Raw genomic sequence first — 26,311 nt, 5'->3', positions numbered from 1 at the left:
CCGGATGCGCTGCAAATTAATCGCCCGACGCTCTAATATTCATTATGATGTCAGGCGGCCGCCCCGACGTTTGTGCTCTGCTTTCTAGAATTTCATCGCACAGCACGCCCAAACCGGGCATGCCACCGCTCACGATAACGGAACACCAAGGCGGCAGAATAAACGAACGGCCTCGCCGTCGGTTGACCGACCGGCGAAGTTATCTTGTCGGCTCCGCACCGCTGATGTCAGGCCTCAGGACAACCGCGGATATTGGCGAACCTGATGAGCTCCGGCCTTCCGCTTCGCGTGAAGCCCTGGACCGTTACGCTCCGAGGGGTTTCCCGCACGATCCGGGGCCGGCGAAGGCCTGCATCGCGGGCATTGTCCAGTGCATCCCGAAGGTCGCATCCGCGACGTGGGCGACGGTCAAAGTCCCGATCACGGTAGTAATCGCGCTCACGCACGTCGACGCCGCCGGGCCCGATCCGCAATTCCATCTGCGCCTGCGCCGGAAACGGAATTGCCAAGCAGCCGAGAACTGACGACAACAGAGCTGCTTTCATGAACTTCTTCATTTGCTTTCTCCCTTGATATTCATGGAAACTAGAGTCTTGGCCGTTGGTTCCGGGTGATGGCCAAGACCGGGTTAGTCGGCGACCCCTGTGCGACCTTGGTGCCATTAGGTACGCATCCAGCGTAATGCTGCACAACTCTGCTTTCACGGTATGTTATAACATCTATAAGCTCGATTGGAATCGCGGAGATGTTTTCGTCGAATGGAGCGCTCGATCATGATCGGAGAGAGCAATCTCTGCAGGAAACGATCTCCAGTCGCGGCTGTCAACTGACGGAGGCCTTTAATATTGGATGGCCGACTGTCGATGCCTTGACCTCTATTCCAACCACTCGGCCCCTTCTATCTTCGATCACGAGATCGACCTCATCCTGATCCTTGGTGCGATAATGGGAAAACTCAGCCGAAGATCCGTCCAAGCGGCGATCTTCAAGATCTCGGAAACGACGAAGGCTTCCAGCAATGGACCGAAACGGCCGCGATCCCGCAGCAAGCTTTCTTCATCATCGTCCCGCACCGCCGCAAGCAAACCACTGTCTAGAAAGTGCATCTTCGGTGTCTTGATCAGACGACGAAGACTGTTCGTCGACCACGGCGCAAGCAGCTTTGCTCGCGGTTGCTTGCCTTTTCGAACGAATCCAACAGACGAGGACGATAAATATCAGAATGATCGATTCCGGCGCCGGCAACGGCAGGGGAGCGCCGGTCGCAAGCTAGTACCGGCACTCGATATAGGTAAGATCGGAGGCAAGCGCCTGCAGCGTATTGTCGGCGATGCCGGTTCGCGGGATGGCGCAGCGTGGCGACATCGTCATCCGTGAGACTGTCCGCCGGCTTGTCGCTGCGATCGACGGACAGGACCGCCTTCAGCATGTGGCGCTCCCCGGTGCGTGTTTCGCTCGATCGTGACGATGGGCCACTCACTCGGCTGCCTCGATGATTTAGGCGCAAATATACGCGCTACTGCCCTTTACCAGACCGGTGCATGCAGGATCGAGTCGAAGACCACACCGTTGAAATGAACGTGCAATGCTCCAGACGGGCCTGGGCCGCCAGGATCCGGTCCTAGGGATCGCGATGGACCCAATCGAAGGCGGCGGCGAGCTCGGCATGAAGATCGGTAACGGCGATCGTCTGCAAGCCACTGGCGGTGACGGCCGCGCGCAGCGCCTGCGGCCTGAGATCGAGTTTCTTCAGGCGCATCTTGTTGTCCAACTCATATAATGACACCGCGCTGACGATGACGGTATTGGTCTTGTCTTCGATCAGTGACCGTGCTCTCGGGGAGAGACGATCGCTACCGAGGTCCACCAGTAAACGGCATGGCTATCGAGCAGAATTTTCACGAGCGGTTGTCGCGATCGCCAGGCTTGCCTCGCCACACGCCGACGTCGTCGTCCCAGTCGCCGGCGTCGATGGCCGCCTGCTCCGCGTCATAACTATCGAACAAATCGTCCGGCAGGCCGTGCTGACGCAACAAACCGAACGGGCGTTTGCCGCCATCAGCCGGGCCGATGCGTGCATAGACTTGCGTGCCGCGCGTGATGATGATTTCCTCGCCCTGATTGGCGCGTTCGAGGACTTCGACAAAATTCTTGCGCACCTCGCTGATCTTGTAACGTGTCTGCGGCATCGCCGACTCCGGTGTCTGCGGTAGAGCCATCAACGGTTGTCGTGCCGGAGCAGCCGCATTCGTTCGATAATATGGCGGCCGGAGCCTTCGACATGCTTGCCGATCGCCCGCGCGGCACCATCGGCATCTTGCGCACGGATACAGTCGAGCAATTCGCGATGTTCGTCGAGCACATTTGCCTGGCGGCTGAGCGATGTCGGGAAACGCCGGCTTATTGCCCATAGGATCTGGCGATGGCGCACCCACAGGTCGACGGCATGGCGATTGTAGTGCCGGTCATACATCAACTTGTGGAAGCGCAGGTCGAGCTGAGAGTGCGCGATCTCGTCGGCGAAGTTCAAGGTCTCAATGTCTGCCTGGATTTGCTCCAACTCAGCGACATCGGCTTTGGTGGCGATTCCGACAAACCACCGGGTGAGGGCCGGTTCGATCAGAACCTCGATCTCGCAGATATCACGTACGAAATCCTCGTCGATCGGCCGCACGCGCGCACCGCGGTTCGGCGTCATCACGACGAAGCCTTCGCCGCGCAACTGCTGCAGCGCTTCGCGCACCGGGTTCGTCGAGGTGCCCATGCGCGAGGCGATCTCGGCGACCTTCAGTCGTTCGTTGGCCCTCAGGCGGCCATGGACGATGTCGTCCCGGATACGCTCATAAACCGATCCGCCGAGATCGTCAGCGGTTTCCTCACTGTCAGGCTCACTGTGTTTAATGCTGGGTACTGAGTTCATGACTCTGCTTTTAATGCCTTTTCCGTGGCTTTGCAAAGGCCCGAGCGGAGATTTTATACACTGACGTTGACAAATAATGTACGATCTGAAAGTTTTCATGCATCGTATACCCGAGATCGCACTCGGTAAGCATGTGGAGGAGGCCGGCGCCGTGCCGGCAATCAGGAGGAAAATATGGGTTACCAGCAGAAGCTGCGGGGCCTCGTCGTATCGACGGGCTTGTTGAGCGCCGCCCTTTGGGGCTTCATCAATCCGGCCCTTGCGGCTGATTTCAAACAGGCGCCGATGCTCGACGAGCAGGTGAGGGGCGGTACGCTGCCGGCCATCGCCGAGCGCCTGCCGGAACATCCCTTCGTCGAAACGATGATCGACGGGATCGGAAAATACGGCGGCACGTTGCGCACGACGATCCTAGCCAACGGCGACCAGTACAACCTGACCCGCACCATCGCCAACGAGCTGCTCGTGCGCTGGGACCCGCAATGGAAAAAGATCGTTCCATCGCTTGCCGAAGAATTCACGGCGTCGGAAGACGCGACCACCTACACCTTCAAGCTGCGCAAGGGCCTGAAGTGGAGCGACGGCCAGCCGTTCACGGCTGACGACATCATGTTCTGGTACGAAGACGTGTTCATGAACGACGCGCTCTCTCCGGCCAAGAACCCAACCTTCACAGTCGCCGGCAAGCCGGTGAAAGTGCGCAAGATCGACGACCTGACGGTCGAATTCAAATTCGATTCACCCTACGGCCTCTTCCTGCAGCAGCTCGCCTACGGCCAGGGCCATCTGCCGGTCATCTACCCGAAGCACTACCTGCAGCAGTTCCACGAGAAGTATAACAAGGACGGTATCCCGGCGCTCCTGAAAGCCAATCCGGCCGCCGGCGACTGGGTGGCTCTCTTCAATTCGAAGGTTTCGCTGACTTTCCAGCCGCCCTACTGGCAGAATCTCGAGCTGCCGACCATGAACCCTTGGGTACTGACGGTGCCCTATGCCGACAGCGACCGCGTCGTTGCCACCCGCAATCCCTATTACTGGAAGGTCGATCCGGACGGGAACCAGCTTCCCTATATCGACGGCATCACCTGGGCCAAGCTCGACGATCCGCAGTTGATGGCGCTGAAGATGACCTCGGGCGAGTTCGACTTCGCCTTCCGCCACATCAACAACTCGACTTTCAAATCGGTGCTGTTCGACGGTCAGGAAACCGGAAATTATCGTTTCGTCGACGTCAAGGATCTGCCGGCGAACGACGCGGTCATTCTCCTCAACCTCAACTCGACCGATGACGTGAAGCGCAAGCTTTTCCAGAACAAGGACTTCCGCATCGCGCTCAGCCACGCCATCAACCGTCAGGAGATTATCGATCTCGTTTATGTCGGCCAGGGCGCGCCGGCGCAGGTCGCACCGCAGCCGGAACACGAGCTCTTCAATGAGCGCGAGGCGACACAGTATACCGAGTTCGATCCGAAGCTTTCCAACGAGATGCTCGACAAGATCATGCCGAAGAAGGATGCTGAAGGTTTCCGGCTGGATGAGACCGGCAAGCGCTTCACCATCAACTTCATGGTCGCCGACGTCTTCGGTCTATCCTATCCCGACGTCATGCAGATGGTGCAGAAATATGCGAAGGATGTCGGCATCGATATCCAGCTGCGCACCACGGACCGTGCCCGCCTGAACACCATGTGGTCTGCCAACGAGCAGGATGCCTATATCTGGAACTGCGTCGGCGGCCTTTCAGAGGTCTATACCGATCCTCGCTGCTACATGCCCTTCCAGAAGGCCGACATCTTCTTCGCAATGCGCTGGAGCGAATGGTACTCGAACCATTCGACGGGCGAAGAACCGCCGGAGCAGATCAAGGCGCTGATGGCTGCCTATGACAAGGTCAATGCCGCCGTCAAGGATGACGACCGTCGCGACAAGATGAAAGAATTCCTCAATCTGTCGGCCGACAACTTCCTCAATATCGGGATTTCGCGCCCCATGCCGAAATACATGATGGTGTCGAAGAACCTGAAGAATGTCGTCAACGGTATCCCGATCACCGGCAACCTCTGGCATCCGGCGCCGACGCTGACCCAGTGGTACTTCGACAAGACCAACTAAGGCTCCTCCCAGAGCCGGTGGGAGCATCATGCCTCCGCCGGCTGCCCCTTCGATCCTATCGAACGGCCTAAAATCATGCTCCGTTATATCGCCAAACGGCTGGTGTTCGCGATCCCGACACTGTTTGCCGTCTCCATCATCGCCTTCATCATCATTCAGCTGCCGCCGGGGGATTATCTGACGACCCTCATGGCCGACTGGGCGAGCCAGGGTGGGGCTGTGGAAGAGGGGACCGTCGCCGCCATGCGCGAGCGTTACGGCCTCGATCAGCCGATCTATTTCCAATATTACAAATGGATCGCGGGCATCCTGCTACATGGCGATTTCGGCATCTCCTTCGAGCTCGGCAAGCCGGTCACGGAACTCATCTGGGGACGCCTCGGCTTCTCTTTGCTGCTCTCCTTCCTGACACTCTGCTTCGTCTGGGCCATTGCGATCCCGATCGGCATTCTGTCGGCGGTGCGGCAATATTCGATCTCTGATTATTCTGCGACCTTCCTTGCCTTCTTCTTTCTCGCCGTACCCGATTTCCTGATGGCGCTTTCCGCCATGTATGTGATGTCGGCCTATTTCGGTCAGAGCGTTGGCGGTCTCTTCTCGCCTTCTTACATCGATGCGCCCTGGAGTTTCGGCAAGCTCATCGATTTCGCGCAGCATGTCTGGCTGCCGGTTATCGTCATCGGTCTCGGCTCGCTCGCGGCCCTTGTCCGCATCATGCGCGCCAATCTGCTGGATGAACTGTCGAAGCCCTATGTGACGACGGCGCGTGCCAAAGGCATGTCCGAATTCGAGCTTCTGATCCGTTATCCGGTACGTCTCGCTCTGAACCCGCTGATCTCGACGCTCGGCTGGATCCTGCCTGCGGTCATCTCCGGCGAGATCATCGTCTCCGTCGTCATGAGCCTGCCGACCACGGGGCCGTTGCTGCTGCGCGCCCTGCTTGCTCAGGACATGTATCTCGCCGGCTCGCTCATCCTGTTGATTTCGGTGCTGACGATCATCGGCACGCTGATTTCCGACATCCTGCTCGCCATCACTGACCCGCGGATCCGGTTCCAATGACTGATATCACCCATCTGCCGCCGGAAACCGGCCCATCCGTCAATCTCAGTGGCAGGGACATGGCTGTCGCCGGCCAGTGGCGACTCTTCTGGCTGAAATTCAAGAAGCACAAGATCGCGCTGGCGAGCCTCGTCGTCATCGTCTTCATGTATCTCATTGCGGCTTTCGCGGATTTCATCGCGCCCTTCGATCCGAACGCCACCAATGCGCGCTTCACCTATGCGCCGCCGCAAGGAATCTCGCTGTTCGTCGACGGATCTTTCCGCCCGCATGTCAGCCAGCTCAGGATGACGCTGAATACGCAATCCATGCGGCGCGAATTTGCGCCCGATCCGGCAAAACCCGTCGATGTCGGCTTCTTCGTCAAGACGCCGCAGCCCTACTATCTGCTCGGTTTCATCCCGATGCAGACCAAGCTCTTCGGCCTGACGAACCCGATGCCGGGCGACAGCATGTATATTTTCGGCGCCGATCGTCTCGGCCGCGATATTTTCTCTCGCGTCGTTCATGGCGCCAAGATCTCGCTGTCGATCGGCCTCGTCGGGGTCTTCATGAGCCTTGTGCTGGGCGTGACCATCGGCGGCATCTCGGGCTTTTTCGGCGGTTGGACTGATCTCGCCATCCAGCGTTTCATCGAGCTGCTGCGCTCGATCCCGACCATCCCGCTGTGGATGGGCCTTGCCGCGGCAATCCCTGTCGATTGGCCGCCGCTCAGGACCTATTTCGTTATCACGCTCATCGTTTCGCTGATCGGCTGGACGAGCCTTGCCCGCGAAGTCCGCGGCAAATTCCTGTCGTTGCGCAATGAGGATTTCGTCATCGCCGCGCGCCTCGACGGCATGAGCGAGATCGGCATCATCTTTAGCCATCTCGTTCCTTCCTTCATGAGCCACATCATCGCCACCCTGACGCTCGCCATTCCCTCGATGATCCTGGCGGAGACCGCGCTTTCTTTCCTCGGCATCGGCCTGCAGCCCCCGATCATTTCCTGGGGCGTGCTGCTGCAGGAGGCCCAGAATATCCGTGCCGTGGCGCAAGCCCCGTGGCTTCTTTTCACCCCCGCCGCGGCCATCGTCATCTCGGTGCTTTCCCTCAACTTCCTCGGCGACGGTCTTCGCGATGCCGCAGATCCTTACGAGTCCGTTTCATGACCATGACAGACGATACGATCCTCAAGGTCGATGACCTCAAGACCTATTTTCCGACCCGCACCGGCGTCTTCAAGGCGGTCGACGGCGTCTCTTTCGAGCTGAAACGCGGCAAGACGCTCTGCGTTGTCGGTGAATCCGGTTCCGGCAAGTCGGTGACGGCGCGCTCCATCCTGCAGATCGTCGACCGGCCCGGCCGGATCGAGGGCGGCTCGATCGTCCTGACGCGGGCCGACGGCTCATCGACCGATCTCGCCAAGCTCGATCCGCGCGGCAAGGATATCCGCGGTGTGCGGGGCAAGGAAATCGCCATGATCTTCCAGGAGCCGATGAGTTCGCTCTCGCCGGTTCACCGCATCGGCACGCAGATCGGCGAAGCGCTCAGGATCCATTTCGGCATTCGCGGCGAGCAACAGCGCGAGCGCGTGCTGGAACTGCTGCGGCAGGTGGAAATTCCGCGGCCGGAAACGGCGATCGACCGCTACACGTTCGAGTTCTCAGGCGGCATGCGCCAGCGCGTGATGATCGCCATGGCGCTCGCCTGCAATCCCTCGGTTCTCATCGCCGACGAGCCGACGACGGCGCTCGATGTGACGACGCAGGCCGAGATTCTCGACCTGATCCGCAAGCTGCAGCAAAGCCACGGCATGGCCGTGCTGTTTATCACCCATGACATGGGCGTCGTTGCCGAGATCGCCGATGAGGTGCTCGTCATGTATCGCGGCAAGGTGATGGAGAAAGGGCCTGTCGAGCAGATCTTCCACGCCCCGCAGGACGATTATACCCGCCGGCTGATCGGTTCCGTCGTCAAGCTGGAGCGCAAGGCGGAGGTGCGTCTGTCGCGTCCGCCGATCCCGGCCGAAGCGCCGCCGCTATTGGAGGTGAAGAACCTCTCGCTGACCTTCCCGTCCGGTCTGCGTGCCGTCGACGATGTGTCGCTGATTGTCCGGCCGGGCGAAACGCTTGGCATTGTCGGCGAATCCGGCTCCGGCAAGACGACGATGGGCCGCTGCCTGCTGCGCATCTACGACCCACAATCCGGCGCGATGGACTATCGCCGCAAGGACGGCAGCACGGTGGAGCTGCGCACCACCGATAAGGCAACGCTGAAAGATGTGCGACGCGATATCCGCATGATTTTTCAGGATCCGGTCGGATCGCTCAGCCCCCGCAAGACGGTCGGCCAGATCATTGCCGAGCCGCTGAAGCTCGCCGGGATGAAAGGCAAGCCGCTCGAGGATCGGGTATCCGAGCTCATGCAGCAGGTCGGCCTTGAGCCTTCCTGGCGGGAGCGCTATCCGCATGCCTTCTCCGGCGGTCAGCGCCAGCGCATCGGCATAGCTCGTGCCATTGCGGTCAAGCCGCGCCTGATCATTGCCGACGAGGCGACCTCCGCGCTCGACGTCTCGCTGCGCTCGCAGATGCTGGACCTGATGATGAAGCTGCAGGATGAGCTCGGTCTCTCCTATGTCTTCATTTCCCACGACATGTCAGTCATCCGCTACATGTGCGATCGCGTGGCGGTCATGTATCGCGGCAAGATCGTCGAAGCCGGCGAGACCGAGCAAATCGTCAACAATCCGGCGCATGACTACACGCGTGCGCTGCTCTCCGCCATTCCACATCCTGATCCACGCGACCGGCGTATTCACAACCGGTTCCGCTACGACCCTACACGCACAGTTTCAGCCAACGGATAAGTCATGAAAATTACCGACGTCAAAATCATTGTCTGCTCGCCGGGGCGCAACTTCGTCACCGTCAAGATCTTCACCGATGAAGGTCTGACGGGCGTCGGCGACGCCACGCTGAACGGCCGCGAAAAGGCTGTCGGCGCCTACCTGCAGGATCATCTGGCGCCGCTTCTGATCGGCCGCGACCCATCACGCATCGAGGATATCTGGCAGTATTTCTACAAGGGCGCCTATTGGCGCCGCGGCCCGGTAACGATGGCAGCAATCGCCGGTATCGATACCGCGCTCTGGGACATCAAGGCCAAGGCCGCCAATATGCCGCTCTATCAGCTGCTCGGTGGCGCAAGCCGCGAGAAGGTGCTCTGCTACACCCACGCGCAAGGCACGGATATCGCAGAAGCCGTCGAGGCGGTGGGTCGCCGGATCGAACAGGGTTACAAGGCGATCCGTGTACAGGTCGGCATTCCCGGCCTGCCGGATGTCTATGGCACAGGCAAGAAGTCCGTCACCAACAATGCGGCCGACGACGCGGTTCCGCATGAAGAGGTCTGGTCGACTTCGAAGTATCTGCGCCATATCCCAAACCTGTTTGAAGCCGTTCGCAAAGCTCATGGCTCCGATATCGAACTGCTGCACGATACGCATCACCGCCTGACGCCCATCGAGGCGGCCCGCCTCGGCAAGGATTTGGAATTCGCCCGTCTTTTCTGGCTGGAAGATACCGTCGCCGCTGAGCACCAGGAAGGTTTCCGCCTGATCCGCAAGCATACGACCACGCCGCTTGCGGTCGGCGAAGTGTTCAATACGATCTGGGATGCGCGCCTGCTGATCGAAGAGCAATTGATCGATTACATTCGCACGACGACGGTACATGCCGGCGGCATCACGGCGCTTCGCCGCATCATGGATTACGCCGGCGTCTACAATGTGCGCACGGCCTGCCATGGCGCCATGGACATGTCGCCGATCTGCCTCGGCGCCAACCTGCATCTCGATCTCTGGGTTCCGAATTTCGGCATTCAGGAATATTCCGGCTACCTGCCCGAAATCCTCGAAGTCTTCCCTGGCGCTTGGAGCCTTCACGATGGCTATCTGCATCCGGGCGAAGCCATCGGCCACGGCGTCGATATCGACGAGAAGCTTGCGGAGAAATATCCATACCAGCGCGCCTACCTGCCAGTGAACCGTCTGGAAGACGGCACGCTCTGGCATTGGTGAGGAGGGGACGAGATGAAGATCACTGCGATCAAGACCTATGCCGTCAAGGTCGGCATCCGCAACCAGCTTCTGGTCAAGGTCGAGACGGACGAGGGCATTTTCGGCTGGGGCGAGAGCGGTCTTTCCGGCCGTGAGAAGGCCGTCGTCGGGGCTCTCGAACACTATGCGGAATTCCTGCGCGGCCGCGATCCTTTCAAGATCGGCGCTCTCTGGCAGGAAATGTACCGCAGCCAGTATTTCGAAGGCGGCCGCGTGCTGCAGGCGGCCATCTCCGCCATCGACATCGCGCTGCACGACATCAAGGGCAAGGCGCTCGGCGTACCTGTCTACGAATTGCTTGGCGGCAAGCAGCGCGACCGCATCCCGACCTTCGCGACGACCTTTGCCGAACCGGGACCGGCAATGATCGAACAGGCGCAGATGCTCGTCGAACACGGGTGGACGGCCATGCGCCTGTCACCCGCCGGCCACGAGAACAAGGAGATCTACGAGCCGCGCGAGCATATCGCGACGACTGCGAAGTGGTGCATCAAGGCTCGCGAGACGCTCGGTGAAGATGTTGTTCTCGGCATCGATTATCATCACCGCCTGACGGTGGCCGAGGCTGCAAGCTTCTGCCAGAAAATGCCGAAGGGCACGCTCGACTTCCTCGAGGAGCCGATCCGCGACGAGACGCCGGGCGCTTATGAGGCGCTGCGGCGGATGACGGATGTTCCTTTCGCGATCGGCGAGGAGTTTTCATCCAAGTGGCAGTTCCTGCCTTACATCGAACGCGACATCCATCAATTCAATCGCCTCGACGTCTGCAATGTCGGCGGCCTCACGGAATCGATGAAGGTCGCCGGCTGGAGTGAGACGCATTACGTCGACATGATGCCGCATAATCCACTAGGCCCTGTTTGCACGGCCGCGACGATCCATTTCTCTGCAGCCGTTGCGAATTTCTCCTGGTTGGAAACGCGCGCCAGCCCGGCCGAAACGCACCTCGGTTTCGACAATTCCGATTTCTTCCCAGTCCAGCCGCGCCTGGAGCGGGCGCATTATCCCGTCTCCGATACGCCCGGCCTCGGCATCGAAGTCAACGAGGAACTGATTGCCAAGCAGAGTTTCGAATTCTGGGAAGCGCCACATCTTAAACGCCGTGACGGTTCCGTGACGAATTGGTAGATCGAGGCGGTCTTGGTCGCAAAAGACAGGCATCAGCCAGGGGTTGGCTGAATCATTGCCGATACGGTCACGCTGGGCTATCCGATACTCGTCACCAGCTGACGGCTTTATCTCGCGCTGTTCCCCCAATGTCACTTGCGCTCAAGTGTTGTCAGGATCATTTCAGACATCAGAACTTCCGGAGCTGCTTCGCCGACTCACCAGACACGGACGAAGTACGAGATGCTCGCTTTTATGGCGGCCCTCGATGCGTTCGACGAGCAGCCGTGCGGCTCGCAGGCCCAGTTGCTTCCCGGACTGGTCTGCACTGAGGACGGCGCCTCCCCGTTCGGCTCGATCAATGGGCGAGCATCTCCTCGGCGATCTGCTTTCCATTCAGGTTCGAGGGATAGTAGGTCGGCCAGTTGGTGACCTCGTTCAGCAGCGCGGCGCTGTCGTTGCCCCAATAAAGGTGGTAGTGACCTGCCTTTTCAGGGGCAATGATGTGGTCGCTGAACTGGATGAACTGAGGTGCAGCTTCATCACCCGCGGTTTTTCTGAAGACAAAACGAACGCCTCGATTACCTTTCTTGTAGGTGAGGATTTCGTGGCCATCCGTTTCGTAGTCTCCGCTCACTGAGTCAGTGCCGCGGAAAAATGTGACCTTCTTCCCATTGATCAGGATCCGGCCGACGTCAGTCTTGTATCCGATGTTGTAGTAGGTCCGGTATTCTTCGGCGCTCTTGTCGCCATGCCTTGCCTTCTCGGCCATCACCGGATCCAAGGTCCCGTCGAGAAGATAAGGATAGACGGACTGCCAGTCGCCTTCCCAATCCGACAGAAGGCGTGCCTTGACTTGGTCATCATCGAAATATCCGTCATACACCGAACCCTTCGCATCATGGGAATGGCTGTGGCTGTGAGTGTTTCCCGAGGATGTCTGGGCGCCCGCCGTCCCCGCGATTGCCAGCGCTGCGGATACTGCCAGTGCGTTGGCGAGTGTTTTGATAACCTTGTTCATTTCCTGAACCCTTTCGACTATCCGGCACGGATTGTGCGTCCAATTTGTCATGTAATAACATTACACAAGCCGAATAACGTGCTTTGACGGCGGGCGCAAGAGCTTATTGGATCGTTGGAGCATGCTTGATGAGGCGTTTGGTCCGCCAGCAGAAGCAAGCCGAACAGAAGCAGGCCGATGGCTTTGGGAACCGGCCCACCGGCGAGACCAGCCGCCCAGCAGGCCGAACAGCATCACCAAGGCGTATTCGGTCGGCTCGAATGACAAGGCAAGCGAAGAAAGGGGTGGACCCGCAATTGCGATGGCGAAAGGGGCAACGGTGCCCGGCAAAGAAAAAGCGGCGACGGCTAAAGCCGGCCCCGCTCGCCCATTCTGCGCCGTTCGATATCCATCGCGGCCGAGGTCGCGCCCGATGGAGTGAAAAACAACTCCGCCCATGGACTTACCACGGGCGGAATGCAAGCTGTTTGCCTCTTTCAGAGCCAGGCTTTCACCTTATCCGCAACTTCGGGAGAAAGCCATTTCGTCCAGATTTCGGGCTTGTTCTTCAGGAAGTATTTTGCGGCTTCTTCGCCGGTCGCTTGATTCTCGGTCATCCAAGCCAGTATTTCGTTCACCGTGGCATTGTCCCAGCGCCGTGCTTTCAGGTAGTCCATCGCCACACCGGCGCGCTCGGCGAACTTGCCGGTAACGAGTGTCTCCACTTTGTCGACGGGCCAGGCGTTGACCTTTGGATCTGCGCAATCCGCCACAGTGATGCAACGCTTCCATTCCGCGGCGTCATGAGGCGTATCAGAGTCGAGCTTGACCATTGAATACTTGCCGAGGACCGACGAGGGCGACCAATAGTAGCCCAGCCAGCCGATCTGGCGTTCGTAGTTCTTGGCGATGGAGCCATCCAGGCCTGCGGCCGAACCCGGATCGACAAGCATGAAGCCTTTCGCGTCCCCTTCATAAGCCTTGTAAAGCTGGTTGGTTGCAGTCGATGCGCCCCAGCCCGCCGGTCCATTGAAGACGGCACCCTTCGAATTGTCCTCCGGAGCGGGGAAAAGTTCGGGGTGTTTTAGCGCATCGGAGACCTTCCTGATATCCGGATGGGCGTCGGCAATGTACTTCGGGATGTACCATCCCTGCATTCCCCCGTCGCTCAACGCATTTCCAGCAGATATCAACTTTCCTTCGCTGACCCCTCTGGCGACAATGTCGGGCAAAGCGTTGAGCCATACCTCAGGTGCTATGTCCGGCTCTCCCTTTTCAACCATCGACGTCATGATCGAAACCGTGTCGCCGATCGTGATCTCTGCCGAGCATCCATATCCGTTTTCGAGAATGATTTTATCTATGTTGGCCAGCACATCAACCGATTGCCAATCCATGTTGGCGATAACGACATTCCCGCATTCCGCGGCAAACGCAGCCGCCGAGAGGCTGGCAAGCCCAACTGCCAGGCAGGTGGTTGCGAGCATTCTTTTAAACATTGTAATTCCCCTTGAACTGCGGTCTTTCCTCAATTCAGCCGTGCAGCGTGACCGCAGTCGCTGTGGCCGTTAGCATGAATTGCAACACGCGCTTCCTTTTCCGATCAGCACGATGCCGGCCGCTTGTCAGGCTAGAGTGCTGATCCACACCGTTGCGGCGCCGATCCGAGCGGCTGTCTCTCTTGCAGGCTTAATCCCCTGCCGCGTGGAGGAGCGCGATACCAGCCATCGAAGAAAAGTCGCCCGGCGCGATGCTGGCGATAGTTGGATTGCTCTTCATGCAATTCCCCTGAGCTATTTATTTTCTATATTCCTGCCGTCATTTCAGGGGCCTGTGAAGCAGGGCTTTCTTGATACTTACCATAAGTATTTTCTATGAGTTCTTAGGTGCCGACACCGCCGCGAGAACGATCGACCGAAGAACAATCAACGGACGGCGACCTTGGCCTTGCCGCCGATGCGTGCCACGGTCGGCCAATGAACTCGGAAGATACAGGCAACTCTTGCCACGGGTCGGCCGTCATCCAGCATGCCGATGATTTCGGTAGGTAGGGGCGATCCAGCGTTAGAAAGCGGCAGCGGCGCGCGCTGCGACTTCTTGAGCGAACAACGGAGTCTATCCGGACCGGGCGTTCGCGGTCAGCCAAGCACAGAGGTGGCCCGTATTCGTGTCCGCCCGCGAAGGCGGCAGCAGCCAATAGCCCCTTTCAGGAGCTCCAACCGTTGGCCCCGCCTCGACGAGCATACCCGATGAAAGCAGTGAATCGACGAGACCACTCCAGCCGATCGCGATGCCCTGCCCCGCCACCGCAGCCTGCACTACGAGGGAATAGGTGTTGAATCGCAAATCGACGTGACCTGCATGTGCATCGCGTACGGTGTTGAAATGCGAAAGATAGCTTTTCCATTCGAACCAGGGTGAAGCAGTCGAGGCATCAAGGTGGATCAGAGTCGATTTTGCGAGAGTTGAAGGCTCGCCGAAAGGTCCGCTGTCTTTAAGAAAGGCCGGAGCGCATACCGGCGTCACTACTTCGGGCAGGAGCAATACGGCATCAGAGCCAAAATCGTCCTTCTCGCCGAAAACGACAGCGACATCGTTGTCTCTCATCACACTGCGCTGAAATCGTTGCGTGGCGACGATTTGAATATCGAGTTGCGGATGGAGCAGTCGGAACGCATGCATCCGCGGAATGAGCCAGAGCGCGGAAAAGGCATAGTCCGTCTGCAATCGTATCGTCGCGCGCTCCTTTTCGGCGCGAAACCCACGAACCAGACCGTCAATCTCGGCGACCGTCCTTGATGCAATCTCGAAAACGCTCTGGCCTTCGCGAGTGAGTTCGACCCCGCGATGGACGCGCAACAGCAGGGCCACGCCCATTTGCTCCTCTATTCTGCGGATCTGATAGCTGATGGCGGGCTGCGTCAACCCGAGCGCGGCGGCGGCTGACGAAAGGCTGCGTTGCCTGCCCACCTCGGCGAACAGGCGCATCCAGCCAAGCTCTACCGCCCGATCTCCCATAAAAAATCCCTTTGTCTGATATCAAGAAAATCCGTCTTCACACCGGAAACAGCTCGGATCATGAATAAAGAAATCTAATAATACAAGAGGGATCGCAATGAAGAAAAGTTCTGTCGTTTACGGCCTGCTCGGAGTCCTCTTTGGCACTGCCGTTTGCATCACCAGCGCGCGGGCTGCAGATGCGGAGGCCTGCCGCGTGGTACGAATGTCGGATCCGGGCTGGACCGACATTACCGCAACGAACGCCGTCGCCAGCGTCCTGCTCGCGGCTTTGGGCTATGAGACCGACATCAAGACTTTGTCTGTGCCGATCGGCTACGAGTCGATGAAGAACAAGGAAATCGATGTCTTCCTCGGCAACTGGATGCCCGCGCAGACGGCCTTCATTGACGATCTGAAAAAAGCCGACGCGGTTGAGATCGTCAACCGCAACCTCGAAGGCGCGAAATTCACCCTGGCGGTCCCTTCCTACGTCGCCGCGCAGGGCATCAAGGACTTCTCGGACCTTGAGAAGCATGCAGAAGAATTCAAGCGGACCATCTACGGCATCGAGCCCGGTGCTCCGGCCAATGCCAGCATTCAAAAAATGATCGAAGCCAACGACTTCGGTCTTGGAAAATGGGGATTGGTTGAGTCGAGCGAGCAGGGCATGCTGTCCCAGGTCGAACGAGCCGGCAAGAACAAACAGCCGATCGTTTTCCTCGCCTGGGCACCGCATCCGATGAACAAGCAGTTTGAGATTGAATATCTCTCCGGTGGCGACGCGTATTTTGGACCGAACTACGGCGGCGCTGAGGTCTACACGCTTGCACGCACCGGCTGGTCAAAAATGTGCCCCAACGCCGCCGGTTTCTTCCAAAAGCTGTCGTTCGATATCGAGATGGAAAACACGCTGATGGGAGAAATCCTCGGAGGCAAAGATCCAAAAGACGCGGCGACAGCTTGGTTGAAGGAACATCCGCAATCCCTGGAGACCTGGCTGGCGGGTGTCACGACCCTCGATGGCGCTCCGGGACTGGATGCCGTCAAGGCGTCCCTCGGACTCTAGAGAACAAGGAGCTTGATCGTGTCACGACCCAATATTTTGATTTTGATGGTCGATCAGTTCAATGGAACATTGTTTCCCGACGGGCCGGCCGATTTCCTGCACGCGCCTCACCTCAAGGCGTTGGCCGAGCGCTCGGTTCGCTTTGCCAATACCTACACCGCCAGCCCGCTTTGCGCCCCGGCGCGTGCAGCCTTCATGTCCGGGCAGCTTCCCAGCCGGACGCGGGTTTACGACAATGCCGCCGAGTTTGCCTCTGATATCCCGACCTTCGCGCATCACCTGCGCTCTGCGGGATATCAGACCTGCCTCTCGGGGAAGATGCACTTCGTCGGACCGGATCAGTTGCATGGTTTTGAAGAGCGGTTGACGACGGATATCTATCCGGCAGATTTCGGTTGGACGCCGGATTATCGAAAGCCCGGCGAACGCATCGACTGGTGGTATCACAATCTCGGTTCGGTCACCGGCGCGGGAACCGCCGAGATCACCAACCAGATGGAGTATGACGACGAGGTCGCATACCACGCCGCTCGGAAACTTTATGATCTCGCGCGCGGGAATGATGAAAGGCCGTGGTGCCTGACGGTCAGCTTCACCCACCCGCACGATCCCTACGTGGCTCGCAAACGTTTCTGGGATCTCTACGAAAATTGCCCCGCCCTCGAGCCCAGGGTCGAGGCCATTCCCTTCGAGGAGCAGGATCCGCATTCACGGAGACTTCTGGCCGCTTGCGACCACGAGTCCTTCGAGATTTCGCCTGAAGACGTGCGGCGTGCCCGGCGCGGCTATTTTGCCAGCATCTCCTACGTCGATGAAAAGATCGGCGAGATCGTCGATGTGCTTGAGCGAACCGGCATGCAGGACAATACGGTGGTGCTGTTCGTATCGGACCACGGCGATATGCTCGGAGAGCGCGGACTGTGGTTCAAGATGAGCTTCCTCGAGGGATCGGCGCGTGTGCCGATGATGATATCAGCGCCCGGCTGGAAGCCCCGGCGAATAGATACGCCGGTTTCGACACTCGACGTTACGCCCACGATCGCCTCCATCGCGGGCGTCGACATCGCCTTGGTGCGGCCATGGACGGATGGTGAGGATCTCGGGCCGCTCGTCCGTGCTGAAGCTGGCCGTGGGTCGGTGCCAATGGAATATGCGGCCGAAGGCTCGGAAGCTCCGCTTGTCGGCCTCAGGGCAGGCGCATACAAGCTCGTGGTCTGCGACAAGGACCCGCCGCTTCTCTTCAATCTCGATGCCGATCCCGATGAATTGCATAATCTCGCAGGAGATCCGCAATATCAGGACGATCTCACTCGCCTGACCGCTGAGTGCGAGAAGCGCTGGAACCTGGTGGCGTTCGACGCCGCCGTCCGGGAGAGCCAGGCACGCCGGTGGGTTGTCTATACCGCTTTGCGCAACGGCGCCTATTATCCGTGGGACTATCAACCACTGCAGAAGGCCTCGGAGCGATACATGCGGAACCACATGGATCTAAACGTGCTCGAGGAGAAGCAGCGCTTCCCTCGAGAGTGAATATCAGCCGCCTCGCAGCCCCTCGTCCACTTGGTGAGATCCTCCAGTGTCCATCTATCTGCCGATAGCAGAACTATCGGTGAACATCCTCATCATCCTCGGCATGGGGGCCGCCGTCGGTTTTCTGTCGGGCATGTTCGGCGTCGGCGGCGGCTTCCTGATCACGCCGCTGCTGATCTTCTACAACATTCCCCCCGTCGTCGCGGTCGCGACCGGCGCCAACCAGGTAGTGGCCTCGTCGATATCGGGCGCGATGACCCATTTTCGCCGCGGCACGATCGACATCAAGCTCGGCACGGTGCTGCTCTGCAGCGGCCTCGTCGGCGCGACTGTCGGCGTCTGGCTGTTCTCGCTCCTGCGCCGCCTCGGCCAGCTCGACCTGGCGATCTCGCTGCTCTATGTCGTGCTGCTCAGCGTGGTCGGCAGCCTGATGCTCTGGGAAAGCATCGGCGCGATGCGCAAGGCGGCCAAAAACGAGCTGACGCAGCGACGCCGGCCCAAGCACCGCAATTGGATCCATGCGCTGCCCTTGAAGATGCGCTTCAAGAAGTCGAAGATCTACCTGAGCGTCATTCCGATCGCCATGCTTGGCTTCTGCATCGGTGTCCTGACTTCGGTCATGGGCGTCGGCGGCGGCTTCATCATGGTACCGGCGATGATCTATCTCTTGCGCATGCCGACCAATATCGTCGTCGGAACCTCGCTGTTCCAGATCATCTTCGTCTCCGCCTACACGGTGATCGTCCAGGCGTCGACCAACTACTCTGTCGATATCGTGCTCGCCTTCGTGCTGATGTTCGCCGGGGTGATTGGTGCGCAATACGGTGTGCGCGTCGGTCAGCGTCTGCGGGGCGAGCAACTGCGGGGGCTTCTGGCCTTACTCGTCCTCGCGGTCGGCATCCGACTTGCGATCGAGCTCGTCATCACACCGAAGGACATATACTCGGTCGTTTCAGGAGTAGGTAGTTCCAGATGATCCGCCTCGCTCTTCTCGCTCTTTTCGCATTCGGTGTCGCTGCACGGGCGGATGCTGCACAGTCGCGGCCCGACTTTACCGAAAAGCTCGAGATCGGCACCTCGACGGACGAAATCGCCATTACCTCCGATTTCCGCGGTGCCGACCTGATGGTCTTCGGCGCCATCGACGGCTTTGACTCCAGCCTTCTGGCCCAGGGCAAATACAATGTCGTCGTCTCGCTCGAGGGACCGAAAGATAATGCGACGGTGCGCAAGAGCGAGCGAGTCTTCGGCATCTGGGTCAAGACGCGGTCAATGACTTTCGAGATGGTGCCGGAATCCTATTCGCTGGCGAGCACGCGCGACGTTGAGACGATCGCGGCGCCGACGGTCATCGCCAACACCGGCATCGGGGTCGATCATCTGCGCCTGGAACCGCTTGGCTTGATCGGCGACCGTGGCAACCTCGTCGAATTCCGAAATGCTTATCGACGCATCCGCGAAGGGAGCGGTGTCTACCAGCGCGATCCGGGCGGTGTGCAGTTCATCAGTTCGAGCCTGTTCAAGGCGTCGGTGCGCTTGCCGGCCAACGTCCCAAACGGCGTGCATTTTGTGCGCGCCTATCTCTTCCGCGACGGCGTGTTTGTTGTCGCGAAAGCCCTGCCGCTTCGCGTCGTCAAGACTGGCCTCGAGCAGGCGATCACCGACGCAGCGCACGATCAGCCGTTTGTCTACGGCCTGTTCGGCGTGGCGCTTGCGGCGATGACCGGCTGGGGCGCAAGCGTAGTCTTCCGCAAGGATTGAGGTCGACACTTTCAGATGCATCATTGAATCATCGCGCATCACATGCAGATCCGGCGCCAGCTGGATCTCTCGACACTGTCATGGCGATCTTTTCCGATATCGAAAGGCGTCGAGGAAGGCAGAGAAGGCGGGGGAGGGATGGCGCCGGCTGGGATAATAGAGATGATACCCTTGAAACGTTGGGGCCCAGTCTGCGAGCACTTCCTGCAGTTGACCGCCGTCAAGGTATTGTCGCACGAGATCTCTCGGCACATAGGAAAGCCCCACGCCGTCAAGAGCGGCATTGATGGCGGGTTCTATGTTGCTCATCGTGAGTTGGCCTTCGACACGCACGCTGAACTCGCGACCGTCCTTTGCAAATTCCCAGGCGTAGAGCGCGCCTGATGTTGGAAGCCGAAGGTTGATGCAATTGTGGTCCGTCAAGTCGTGCGGGGTCGAAGGCACGGCGCGGCGTGCAAAATATACCGGCGCTCCGACCACGGCATAGGAGACGTCGGGGCCGATGCGAACGGCCACCATATCGCGCGCAATCGCTTCGCCAAGCCGTACACCGGCGTCGAACTGGCGTTCAACGATATTTGTGAAACCGTTGTCGATGATGAGTTCGATGGTGATATCGGGGTAATCTCGCAGAAACGCCGGCAGCCTCGGACGGAACACCAGGTCGACGGCGTCGTCTGGACAGACGAGCCGGACCTGTCCTGAGGGCTTGTCACGCAACGCGCTGATCGCGCTGACCCCGGCGGCGATGCTCTCGAAATGCGGCTGAATGTATGACTGAGGGCCGACCGCGTCACACCCAGCTTCGAGGCGCGGCGCGCGTGAAACTCCGCTCCTGGGCGATCTCGAGAAACGCACGCATTTCGGTGAACTCGTCGCGCCTGCAAAAACGGAAAGATCGTCCACCTGCCGCGCAAGCTGACCGAAGACGGTAGCGGTCCGTTCGGAAACGAACAGCCGGGCGACCCTTGCTACTTCAAACCGTGGGTAACCTGGCCCTGTTCTACGCGGACTACCGCTGGGATGGTTGATCCGGCTCGGCCGCTTCGACAGTGGCTTCGATCCGCTTCTGGTGCGCGGCGAGTATCCGGTCCGCATCGAACGCATCTGACCGCGGCTGGCTATATCTGCATTCACTTTCCTCCCAAGCATGAAAGGATCCAACATGACGATAAACTTCAGAATCGCGCTTGCTGCATTGGCTTTATCGCCGGTGCCGGAACAAAGGTTTCGCGCATTACCGAGAGTGCGTGATGCTTTCTCGAGCGTCCACCGCGACGAGGAAGGTCGTTGTCTTGGGTGATGAAAGGTGGCGATGCTTCAGGAGGGCAACTGCAGTCAGCCGTCATCATCCAATCCCTAAAGTATACGCGCGGTGCTCCCATCGATCAGCACCAATCGCCGGTGTGCCTGCAACCACTCCGTCAGTAAAGCAATCGAGCTCGTATCGTTCCTGGAATCTGGCGAATTTCATCAAGGATGTCATCCGCCGCCCGGCTAATGCCCTCGGCTTCAATGACCACGTAACCCATTTCGCCGTAAGTCTGCAGGAACTCGCCGACGATATTGAGTCCACGGGCCGAAAAAATCGTATTCAGACTGTTTAGAATGCCAGGGCGATTTTCGTGAACATGGATGAAACGCGTGCCATTTGGACGCGGCGGTAATTGAACCTGAGGAAAATTCACCGCGCCCAGCGTCGAGCCGACATCGGAATACTCGACAAGCTTCCTGGAAACTTCCATCCCGATGCGCTCCTGGGCCTCCTCGGTCGACCCGCCGATATGCGGAGTGAGGATGACATTATCCAAACCTTGCAGCGGTGTTTCGAAGCGCTCTTTGTTGGATGCCGGCTCCTTCGGGAAAACGTCTACAGCCGCGCCCGCGAGATGTTCTTCTTTCAGAACCGTCGCAAGCGCCTCAAGGTCCACCACAGTCCCGCGGGAATTGTTGATGAAAATCGCTCCCTTTTTCATTCGGCGCAGTTCGGCCTCGGTAATCATGTTTCGCGTCGAACTGGTTTCCGGAACATGCATCGTCACATAATCTGAGATTTCGAGCAGTTCCCCGAGCGTCGCCATCGATTCTGAATTGCCGTGGCGAAGCTTGTCCGAGGGATCAAAATAGCGCACGTTCATCCCCATGCTTTCGGCAAGAACGCCAAGCTGCGAACCGATATTGCCATAGCCCACGATTCCCAGCGTTTTCCCGCGTACCTCACGACTGCCTACGGCAGATTTTTCCCATCCGCCTTCATGAGCGGAAGCCGAACGCGGGAAAATCCGCCTGGTCAGCATGATGATTTCGCCGATCACGAGCTCGGCGACCGAGCGCGTATTCGAATAGGGGGCGTTGAACACGGGGATTCCGCGGCGGCGGGCCGCATCCAGATCGACCTGGTTTGTCCCCACTGAAAAACAACCGACGGCCAGGAGCTTCTTAGCCGAGCTGAAAATTTCCTCCGTCAGATGTGTGCGTGAGCGAATTCCGACAATATGCGCTTCGGCTATATGACTTTTAAGATCCTTGTCATCCAAAGCTTTCGGCAAATGAATGAGATTGACGTAGCCGGACGACGAAAAGTAGTCCACCGCGCTCTGACTGATGCCTTCGAGCAGAAGCACGGAAATCCGATCGCGCGGAAGAGAAAGATGTCGGTTCATTGAATTGCTTTCAATTTTCGAATTCGCTTTAGGCCGAGATTGCCATCAGCCCCAAAGCCCATGCAACGCCAATATGATCCGTCCAACGGATAGCACAAGTCCACACACACACTCCGGGGCAGACTCATGGCTCTGTTGCAGCGGGTTCAGCACGTTTGAGACAACGGTATCGTCCCTGCCTTAGATCAGGCCATCGGGAGCCCGGCAGCGGCGCCCACAAAACGACTTCCGCGGCATGTACGGTCCCGCCTGCGCCTCACAACATAGGCGACTGCGCCGAAAAAATGAGAAGCATTTTATAGGGAGAGGCTTGGCGCAGATCTTTTTTCACAATAGCAACAAGTCCTGCCTTCGGGCTGCCGAGGAATGGGATTGGCTTGCCTCAGAGCAATGATGTTCCTGCGTCTTCAGGTATCGGAAAAACCGAATGGCGCTTCCGTCCTACGAAAATTGTCCGCAAGCACCTGGCGGCCAATCGGCGGTTCAACTCGGGATGTGCAGCCGGTCCGCTGGCAAAGTTGGCAGGCAATCCCGATCGGAGTTGGATTATCCATCTGCGGATGCTCCCTCGAGTAGACCAGACGATCCGCATACTGTGCCTCACAGACAATGGCGATCGCACGGTCTACAATTGGCAACCCGTAGCCGCCTCCGCCGGAATGAACTGTCCTGGCGATAGAAAAAAACCGCTGACCATCAGGTAGTTCCATCCACTGCGTGATGACTTTACGCGGCGTGGCGAAGACCTGATGCACCGTCCAAAGCGGGCAGCCGCCACCGTGCCGTGCAAAGGGAAAGGCACCGGTATTCAGGCGTTTCGAAATATTGCCGGCAATATCAACCTTGATAAAAAAGAAGGGTATTCGCTCCTGACCGGGCTTCTGAAGCGTCGTCAGCCGGTGCGCGGTCTGCTCGAAACTCGTGCCAAATTGCCGCGCCAGGGCATCGATGTCATATCGGCGCGTTTCGACGGCACGAGCGAAGGCGGCATAGGGCAACACGACAGCTGCGCCGCAATAGGCTGCAATCGCTCTATGCGCTAACCGGGCTGAATTCTGGATTTCGAATTTGCCTTCATCGACGGTGTCCTGGATCTCCTGCTCAAACTCAATATAAGCAAGTTGCAGCGCCATCTGAAAATTTTGGCTCGATTGATCCAAGGCCTCATTCAACAACAATTCCCTACGATGCCAGTCGAGGCGCCGTAGCGAGCCCACCATCACTTCCGGCGGCAGACGACGAACTCTGAGATTGTGTTGATTGCTAAGGTAGGATGCCAAGCCTCCCGCTTCGCTTATTCGAGTCGAAAGTTTCTCCGACACCGCGTCCAGGACCGGAAAGAAATTCCTTCGCGCAGAGAGGAAACTCCGGACAGTCGCGATGGCATCTGCCTCCACAGCTCGTCCGTCGCTTGAGAGATGCTGGCGTTTGTCGGCCAGCGCAAATTGCTCTTCCTTATAGGCCGTATGAAGCCTCAACATAGCTTCAGCGAAGGCTGGAAAACTATGTGCGACGTCTGCGATCTCGAGCGGACCAAAATCGATGTCGCTCAGGATTGGATCCTTCACCGCGCTTTTTAGGCGCGTGACCAGATCTTGTCCCGCATCATTCACAAAATCGGAGAAATCAATCTTGTAGGCTTTCGCCAGGCGCAAAAGCGTCTCGGCGGTCACTGGCCGCTGATTACGCTCCATCAGAGCGATGTAGGATGGCGAAATTTCAAGGTCCGCAGCCATCTCGGCCTGTGTCAGGCCAAGGCCTCGACGGAGCCGGCGAAGCCTCGGCCCAAGATAAACCCAATTCTTCTCCATCTTGACATTACAACATTACAAGAGATGTTTGTAAAGTTTGACAGACTGACATCGGAGCATCTCGATTCCAATTCGTTCGGCTTTATTCTCCCGTGCGAGACTTAAACACGGCGGAGGACCAATGTCGTACCAAGCACTTATCGAAGAAGCCGAACAGTTGATAGCGTCGAACGCAAGATGGACCGGCGTGACGTCCGAAGCTATCGCCAGAATGCGGCTGCAGAACCGCTTTAAGACTGGCCTTGATATTGCAAAATACACCGCCGCAATCATGCGGAAGGACATGGCGGCCTACGATCAGGATCCGTCGAGATACACCCAGTCGCTGGGCTGCTGGCACGGGTTTATCGGCCAGCAAAAAATTATCTCGATCAAAAAGCATTTTGGCACAACAGATCGCCGCTACCTCTATCTGTCTGGATGGATGGTCGCCGCCTTGCGGTCCGAGTTCGGGCCGCTGCCCGACCAGTCAATGCATGAGAAGACGAGTGTGCCTGCACTCATCGACGAACTTTATACCTTTCTTCGGCAAGCGGATGCGCGCGAACTGGGAGACTTGTTCCGCCAGATCGACAAAGCGCGTGCGGCCGGCGATACCGTACGCGAACGCCAGTTGCGAGCTTCAGTCGATAATTTCCAGACGCATGTCGTGCCGATCATTGCCGATATCGACGCTGGCTTTGGCAATGCCGAGGCTACTTATCTCTTAGCCAAGAAAATGATCGAGGCAGGAGCATGCGCCCTGCAAATTGAAAACCAGGTCTCGGACGAGAAGCAGTGCGGCCATCAGGACGGGAAGGTAACGGTCCCGCACGAGGACTTCGTGGCAAAAATTCGCGCACTCCGGTACGCCTTCCTGGAGTTGGGCGTCGACGACGGGATCATTGTCGCTCGCACGGATTCTCTTGGAGCCGGACTAACCAAGCAAATTGCGTTTTCGGCAAGGGAAGGCGATATCGGCGACCAGTACAATTCCTACCTCGACTGCGAGGAAGTCGAACCCGGGCAAAGCCTGAACGGCGATGTGCTCATTACGCGTGGGGATAAGATCCTGAAACCGAAGCGCCTGCGCTCCAATCTGTTTCAGTTCCGGCAAGGAACGGGGGCGGACCGTTGCGTCCTTGACTGCATCAACGCCCTTCAAAATGGCGCCGATCTTCTGTGGATCGAAACCGAGAAGCCGCATATCGAACAGATTGCCGGCATGGTCGATCGCGTCCGCGAGGTGATCCCCAACGCGAAGCTGGTCTACAACAACTCGCCCTCCTTCAATTGGACCTTGAATTTCCGCCAACAGGTTTTCGATGCTTGGCAGGGACAGGGAAGGGACGTCTCGTCTTACGATCGCGCAAGATTGATGAGCGTCGACTACGATGACACCGAACTGGCAAAGGAAGCCGACGAGCGTATTCGCACGTTCCAACATGACGCCTCAGGGCGTGCAGGAATTTTCCATCACCTGATCACCTTGCCGACCTATCATACAGCGGCTCTCTCCACCGATAACCTCGCAAAGGAATACTTCGGTGAGCGTGGCATGCTGGGATACGTAGCCGGCGTCCAGCGACAGGAGATTCGCCAAGGTATCGCGTGCGTGAAGCACCAGAACATGGCCGGGTCGGACTTGGGTGATGACCACAAGGAATATTTCGCCGGAGAGGCGGCGCTCAAGGCCGCCGGCGAACACAACACCATGAATCAGTTCGCTGCGTAATTGCACCGAATGGCTAAATTTAAAGCGTGTCGCATTTATTCAGCCTCATAACCTGCAGCCTTAAAGAAGTTTCGACATTCGGTGACTGAGAAGAGGCCGACGATATCGCCGAGGGCTTGAGTGATAGCGTCGAAGCTTCTGGCGGCTCGTTTTCGTAGCAAGGCTTTGAGCTTGGAAAAGGCCATTTCGATCGGGTTGAGATCGGGCGAATAAGCGGGCAGGAAGAGGAGCCACGCGCCTTTTGCCTTAACCAATTGCTCGGCTCGCTCGCTTTTGTGGAAGGCGACATTGTCGAGAATGACGACATCGCCGCGCGACAGTGTCGGGACGAGCTGCGTTTCGATCCAGGTTTCGAAGATGCGGCGGTTCATTGGTGCGTTGACGATCCAAGGTGCGGTCAGGCCGTGGCAGTGCAGCCCGGCGATGAAGGTCTGCGTCCTCCATTGGCCGAAGGGCGCGTGGGTGC

23 protein-coding genes and 3 pseudogenes are annotated in these 26,311 nt (G+C 58.4%); 12 read left to right on the top strand and 14 right to left on the bottom strand.

Annotation, left to right across the window (positions count from 1 at the left end; translation table 11 throughout):
* Positions 1-227 precede the first annotated feature (227 nt).
* The 6 genes and pseudogenes from CO670_RS30385 to CO670_RS30360 all read right to left on the bottom strand — a co-directional run bounded on the left by CO670_RS30385 (position 228) and on the right by CO670_RS30360 (position 2,920).
* On the bottom strand, positions 228-557 hold the full coding sequence (locus CO670_RS30385) for a hypothetical protein (RefSeq protein WP_097593721.1): 330 nt from the start codon (positions 555-557) through the stop codon (positions 228-230).
* Positions 558-822: 265 nt separating this feature from the next.
* Positions 823-975 carry a DUF4143 domain-containing protein gene (locus CO670_RS33695; protein WP_280951384.1) on the bottom strand — a complete coding sequence of 51 codons (153 nt, stop codon included), beginning with the start codon at positions 973-975 and terminating at the stop codon, positions 823-825.
* Positions 909-1,106, bottom strand: a complete 198-nt coding sequence (locus CO670_RS32770; protein WP_280951383.1) for a DUF4143 domain-containing protein — start codon at positions 1,104-1,106, stop codon at positions 909-911. Before CO670_RS32770 ends, CO670_RS33695 begins: the two co-directional genes overlap by 67 nt.
* A gap of 420 nt (positions 1,107-1,526) precedes the next feature.
* Positions 1,527-1,902 (bottom strand): annotated as a pseudogene (locus tag CO670_RS30370) (PIN domain-containing protein).
* Positions 1,899-2,189: a type II toxin-antitoxin system prevent-host-death family antitoxin gene (locus CO670_RS30365; RefSeq protein ID WP_097593717.1), complete on the bottom strand. Its 291-nt coding sequence runs from the start codon at positions 2,187-2,189 to the stop codon at positions 1,899-1,901. Before CO670_RS30365 ends, CO670_RS30370 begins: the two are co-directional and overlap by 4 nt.
* 29 nt (positions 2,190-2,218) lie before the next feature.
* Complete coding sequence (locus CO670_RS30360; protein WP_097593716.1) at positions 2,219-2,920, bottom strand: GntR family transcriptional regulator; 702 nt, start codon at positions 2,918-2,920, stop codon at positions 2,219-2,221.
* 174 nt (positions 2,921-3,094) lie between these two features.
* Here CO670_RS30360 and CO670_RS30355 point away from each other — a divergent pair, with 174 nt between their 5' ends.
* The 6 genes from CO670_RS30355 (at position 3,095) to CO670_RS30330 (ending at position 11,321) form a co-directional block, all read left to right on the top strand.
* Positions 3,095-5,032 carry an ABC transporter substrate-binding protein gene (locus CO670_RS30355; protein WP_097593714.1) on the top strand — a complete coding sequence of 646 codons (1,938 nt, stop codon included), beginning with the start codon at positions 3,095-3,097 and terminating at the stop codon, positions 5,030-5,032.
* A gap of 75 nt (positions 5,033-5,107) precedes the next feature.
* Complete coding sequence (locus CO670_RS30350; protein ID WP_097593713.1) at positions 5,108-6,094, top strand: ABC transporter permease; 987 nt, start codon at positions 5,108-5,110, stop codon at positions 6,092-6,094.
* 59 nt (positions 6,095-6,153) lie between these two features.
* Positions 6,154-7,245, top strand: a complete 1,092-nt coding sequence (locus CO670_RS30345; RefSeq protein WP_245426139.1) for an ABC transporter permease — start codon at positions 6,154-6,156, stop codon at positions 7,243-7,245.
* On the top strand, positions 7,242-8,942 hold the full coding sequence (locus tag CO670_RS30340) for an ABC transporter ATP-binding protein (RefSeq protein ID WP_097593710.1): 1,701 nt from the start codon (positions 7,242-7,244) through the stop codon (positions 8,940-8,942). The genes CO670_RS30345 and CO670_RS30340 overlap by 4 nt, the downstream gene beginning before the upstream one ends.
* Positions 8,943-8,945: 3 nt before the next feature.
* Complete coding sequence (manD, locus tag CO670_RS30335; protein WP_097593709.1) at positions 8,946-10,154, top strand: D-mannonate dehydratase ManD; 1,209 nt, start codon at positions 8,946-8,948, stop codon at positions 10,152-10,154.
* Positions 10,155-10,166: 12 nt separating this feature from the next.
* Positions 10,167-11,321 (top strand): mandelate racemase/muconate lactonizing enzyme family protein, encoded by a 1,155-nt coding sequence (locus CO670_RS30330; protein WP_097593707.1) that lies wholly within the window; start codon positions 10,167-10,169, stop codon positions 11,319-11,321.
* 337 nt (positions 11,322-11,658) lie between these two features.
* Here the strand turns inward: CO670_RS30330 and CO670_RS30325 are convergent, their stop codons facing one another.
* The 4 genes from CO670_RS30325 to CO670_RS30315 form a co-directional block, all read right to left on the bottom strand.
* A complete protein-coding gene (locus CO670_RS30325) occupies positions 11,659-12,321 on the bottom strand; it encodes a metal-binding protein ZinT (RefSeq protein WP_097593706.1) in 663 nt (220 codons plus the stop codon).
* 60 nt (positions 12,322-12,381) lie between these two features.
* Positions 12,382-12,759: a tripartite tricarboxylate transporter permease gene (locus tag CO670_RS32765; protein WP_245426136.1), complete on the bottom strand. Its 378-nt coding sequence runs from the start codon at positions 12,757-12,759 to the stop codon at positions 12,382-12,384.
* Between the two features lie 38 nt (positions 12,760-12,797).
* A complete protein-coding gene (locus CO670_RS30320) occupies positions 12,798-13,799 on the bottom strand; it encodes an ABC transporter substrate-binding protein (RefSeq protein WP_097593704.1) in 1,002 nt (333 codons plus the stop codon).
* Between the two features lie 616 nt (positions 13,800-14,415).
* Entirely contained in the window at positions 14,416-15,318 is a 903-nt protein-coding gene (locus tag CO670_RS30315) for a LysR family transcriptional regulator (RefSeq protein WP_097593703.1), read from the bottom strand.
* 97 nt (positions 15,319-15,415) lie between these two features.
* Between CO670_RS30315 and CO670_RS30310 the strand changes: the two genes are divergently transcribed.
* The 4 genes from CO670_RS30310 to CO670_RS30295 are packed head-to-tail and all read left to right on the top strand — an operon-like array spanning position 15,416 to position 19,657.
* A complete protein-coding gene (locus CO670_RS30310) occupies positions 15,416-16,366 on the top strand; it encodes a choline ABC transporter substrate-binding protein (RefSeq protein ID WP_097593701.1) in 951 nt (316 codons plus the stop codon).
* An 18-nt stretch (positions 16,367-16,384) separates the two neighbouring features.
* On the top strand, positions 16,385-17,896 hold the full coding sequence (gene betC, locus CO670_RS30305; protein WP_097593722.1) for a choline-sulfatase: 1,512 nt from the start codon (positions 16,385-16,387) through the stop codon (positions 17,894-17,896).
* 46 nt (positions 17,897-17,942) lie between these two features.
* Positions 17,943-18,872, top strand: coding sequence for a sulfite exporter TauE/SafE family protein (locus tag CO670_RS30300; RefSeq protein WP_097593700.1), 930 nt, complete (start codon positions 17,943-17,945; stop codon positions 18,870-18,872).
* Positions 18,869-19,657: a TIGR02186 family protein gene (locus tag CO670_RS30295; protein ID WP_097593698.1), complete on the top strand. Its 789-nt coding sequence runs from the start codon at positions 18,869-18,871 to the stop codon at positions 19,655-19,657. The genes CO670_RS30300 and CO670_RS30295 overlap by 4 nt, the downstream gene beginning before the upstream one ends.
* A 78-nt stretch (positions 19,658-19,735) precedes the next feature.
* On the opposite strand, the pseudogene CO670_RS30290 reads toward CO670_RS30295, so the two are convergent.
* Positions 19,736-20,519, bottom strand: a pseudogene (locus CO670_RS30290) (LysR family transcriptional regulator).
* A gap of 23 nt (positions 20,520-20,542) precedes the next feature.
* On the opposite strand from CO670_RS30290, the pseudogene CO670_RS33550 reads away from it, so the two are divergent.
* Positions 20,543-20,768, top strand: a pseudogene (locus tag CO670_RS33550) (cyclophilin-like fold protein); the annotation flags it as partial.
* Between the two features lie 313 nt (positions 20,769-21,081).
* Here CO670_RS33550 and serA read toward each other — a convergent pair.
* Together serA and CO670_RS30275 are read right to left on the bottom strand one after the other, a co-directional pair.
* Positions 21,082-22,320 carry a phosphoglycerate dehydrogenase gene (gene serA / locus CO670_RS30280; RefSeq protein WP_097593697.1) on the bottom strand — a complete coding sequence of 413 codons (1,239 nt, stop codon included), beginning with the start codon at positions 22,318-22,320 and terminating at the stop codon, positions 21,082-21,084.
* A gap of 407 nt (positions 22,321-22,727) precedes the next feature.
* Positions 22,728-24,131, bottom strand: coding sequence for a helix-turn-helix transcriptional regulator (locus tag CO670_RS30275; protein WP_097593695.1), 1,404 nt, complete (start codon positions 24,129-24,131; stop codon positions 22,728-22,730).
* A 121-nt stretch (positions 24,132-24,252) separates the two neighbouring features.
* On the opposite strand from CO670_RS30275, the gene CO670_RS30270 reads away from it, so the two are divergent.
* Positions 24,253-25,845: an isocitrate lyase gene (locus tag CO670_RS30270; protein WP_097593694.1), complete on the top strand. Its 1,593-nt coding sequence runs from the start codon at positions 24,253-24,255 to the stop codon at positions 25,843-25,845.
* Between the two features lie 35 nt (positions 25,846-25,880).
* Here CO670_RS30270 and CO670_RS30265 read toward each other — a convergent pair.
* Positions 25,881-26,311: transposase (locus CO670_RS30265; protein ID WP_141502447.1), on the bottom strand; the 431-nt coding region annotated here is incomplete at its 5' end.

It is taken from the genome of Rhizobium sp. J15, assembly GCF_002531825.1.
GTDB lineage: Bacteria > Pseudomonadota > Alphaproteobacteria > Rhizobiales > Rhizobiaceae > Rhizobium.
The sequence above is the reverse complement of the archived record's forward strand: the minus strand, read 5'-3'. Positions and strand labels throughout refer to the sequence as shown.

Bases quoted from the DNA above. Each gene is read 5' to 3' on its own strand.
- CO670_RS30385 (WP_097593721.1), bottom strand. From the start codon at position 557: ATGAAGAAGTTCATGAAAGCAGCTCTGTTGTCGTCAGTTCTCGGCTGC.
- CO670_RS32770 (WP_280951383.1), bottom strand. From the start codon at position 1,106: ATGCACTTTCTAGACAGTGGTTTGCTTGCGGCGGTGCGGGACGATGAT.
- CO670_RS30365 (WP_097593717.1), bottom strand. From the start codon at position 2,189: ATGCCGCAGACACGTTACAAGATCAGCGAGGTGCGCAAGAATTTTGTC.
- CO670_RS30360 (WP_097593716.1), bottom strand. From the start codon at position 2,920: ATGAACTCAGTACCCAGCATTAAACACAGTGAGCCTGACAGTGAGGAA.
- CO670_RS30355 (WP_097593714.1), top strand. From the start codon at position 3,095: ATGGGTTACCAGCAGAAGCTGCGGGGCCTCGTCGTATCGACGGGCTTG.
- CO670_RS30350 (WP_097593713.1), top strand. From the start codon at position 5,108: ATGCTCCGTTATATCGCCAAACGGCTGGTGTTCGCGATCCCGACACTG.
- CO670_RS30345 (WP_245426139.1), top strand. From the start codon at position 6,154: ATGGCTGTCGCCGGCCAGTGGCGACTCTTCTGGCTGAAATTCAAGAAG.
- CO670_RS30340 (WP_097593710.1), top strand. From the start codon at position 7,242: ATGACCATGACAGACGATACGATCCTCAAGGTCGATGACCTCAAGACC.
- manD (WP_097593709.1), top strand. From the start codon at position 8,946: ATGAAAATTACCGACGTCAAAATCATTGTCTGCTCGCCGGGGCGCAAC.
- CO670_RS30330 (WP_097593707.1), top strand. From the start codon at position 10,167: ATGAAGATCACTGCGATCAAGACCTATGCCGTCAAGGTCGGCATCCGC.
- CO670_RS30325 (WP_097593706.1), bottom strand. From the start codon at position 12,321: ATGAACAAGGTTATCAAAACACTCGCCAACGCACTGGCAGTATCCGCA.
- CO670_RS32765 (WP_245426136.1), bottom strand. From the start codon at position 12,759: ATGGGCGGAGTTGTTTTTCACTCCATCGGGCGCGACCTCGGCCGCGAT.
- CO670_RS30320 (WP_097593704.1), bottom strand. From the start codon at position 13,799: ATGTTTAAAAGAATGCTCGCAACCACCTGCCTGGCAGTTGGGCTTGCC.
- CO670_RS30315 (WP_097593703.1), bottom strand. From the start codon at position 15,318: ATGGGAGATCGGGCGGTAGAGCTTGGCTGGATGCGCCTGTTCGCCGAG.
- CO670_RS30310 (WP_097593701.1), top strand. From the start codon at position 15,416: ATGAAGAAAAGTTCTGTCGTTTACGGCCTGCTCGGAGTCCTCTTTGGC.
- CO670_RS30295 (WP_097593698.1), top strand. From the start codon at position 18,869: ATGATCCGCCTCGCTCTTCTCGCTCTTTTCGCATTCGGTGTCGCTGCA.
- serA (WP_097593697.1), bottom strand. From the start codon at position 22,320: ATGAACCGACATCTTTCTCTTCCGCGCGATCGGATTTCCGTGCTTCTG.
- CO670_RS30275 (WP_097593695.1), bottom strand. From the start codon at position 24,131: ATGGAGAAGAATTGGGTTTATCTTGGGCCGAGGCTTCGCCGGCTCCGT.
- CO670_RS30270 (WP_097593694.1), top strand. From the start codon at position 24,253: ATGTCGTACCAAGCACTTATCGAAGAAGCCGAACAGTTGATAGCGTCG.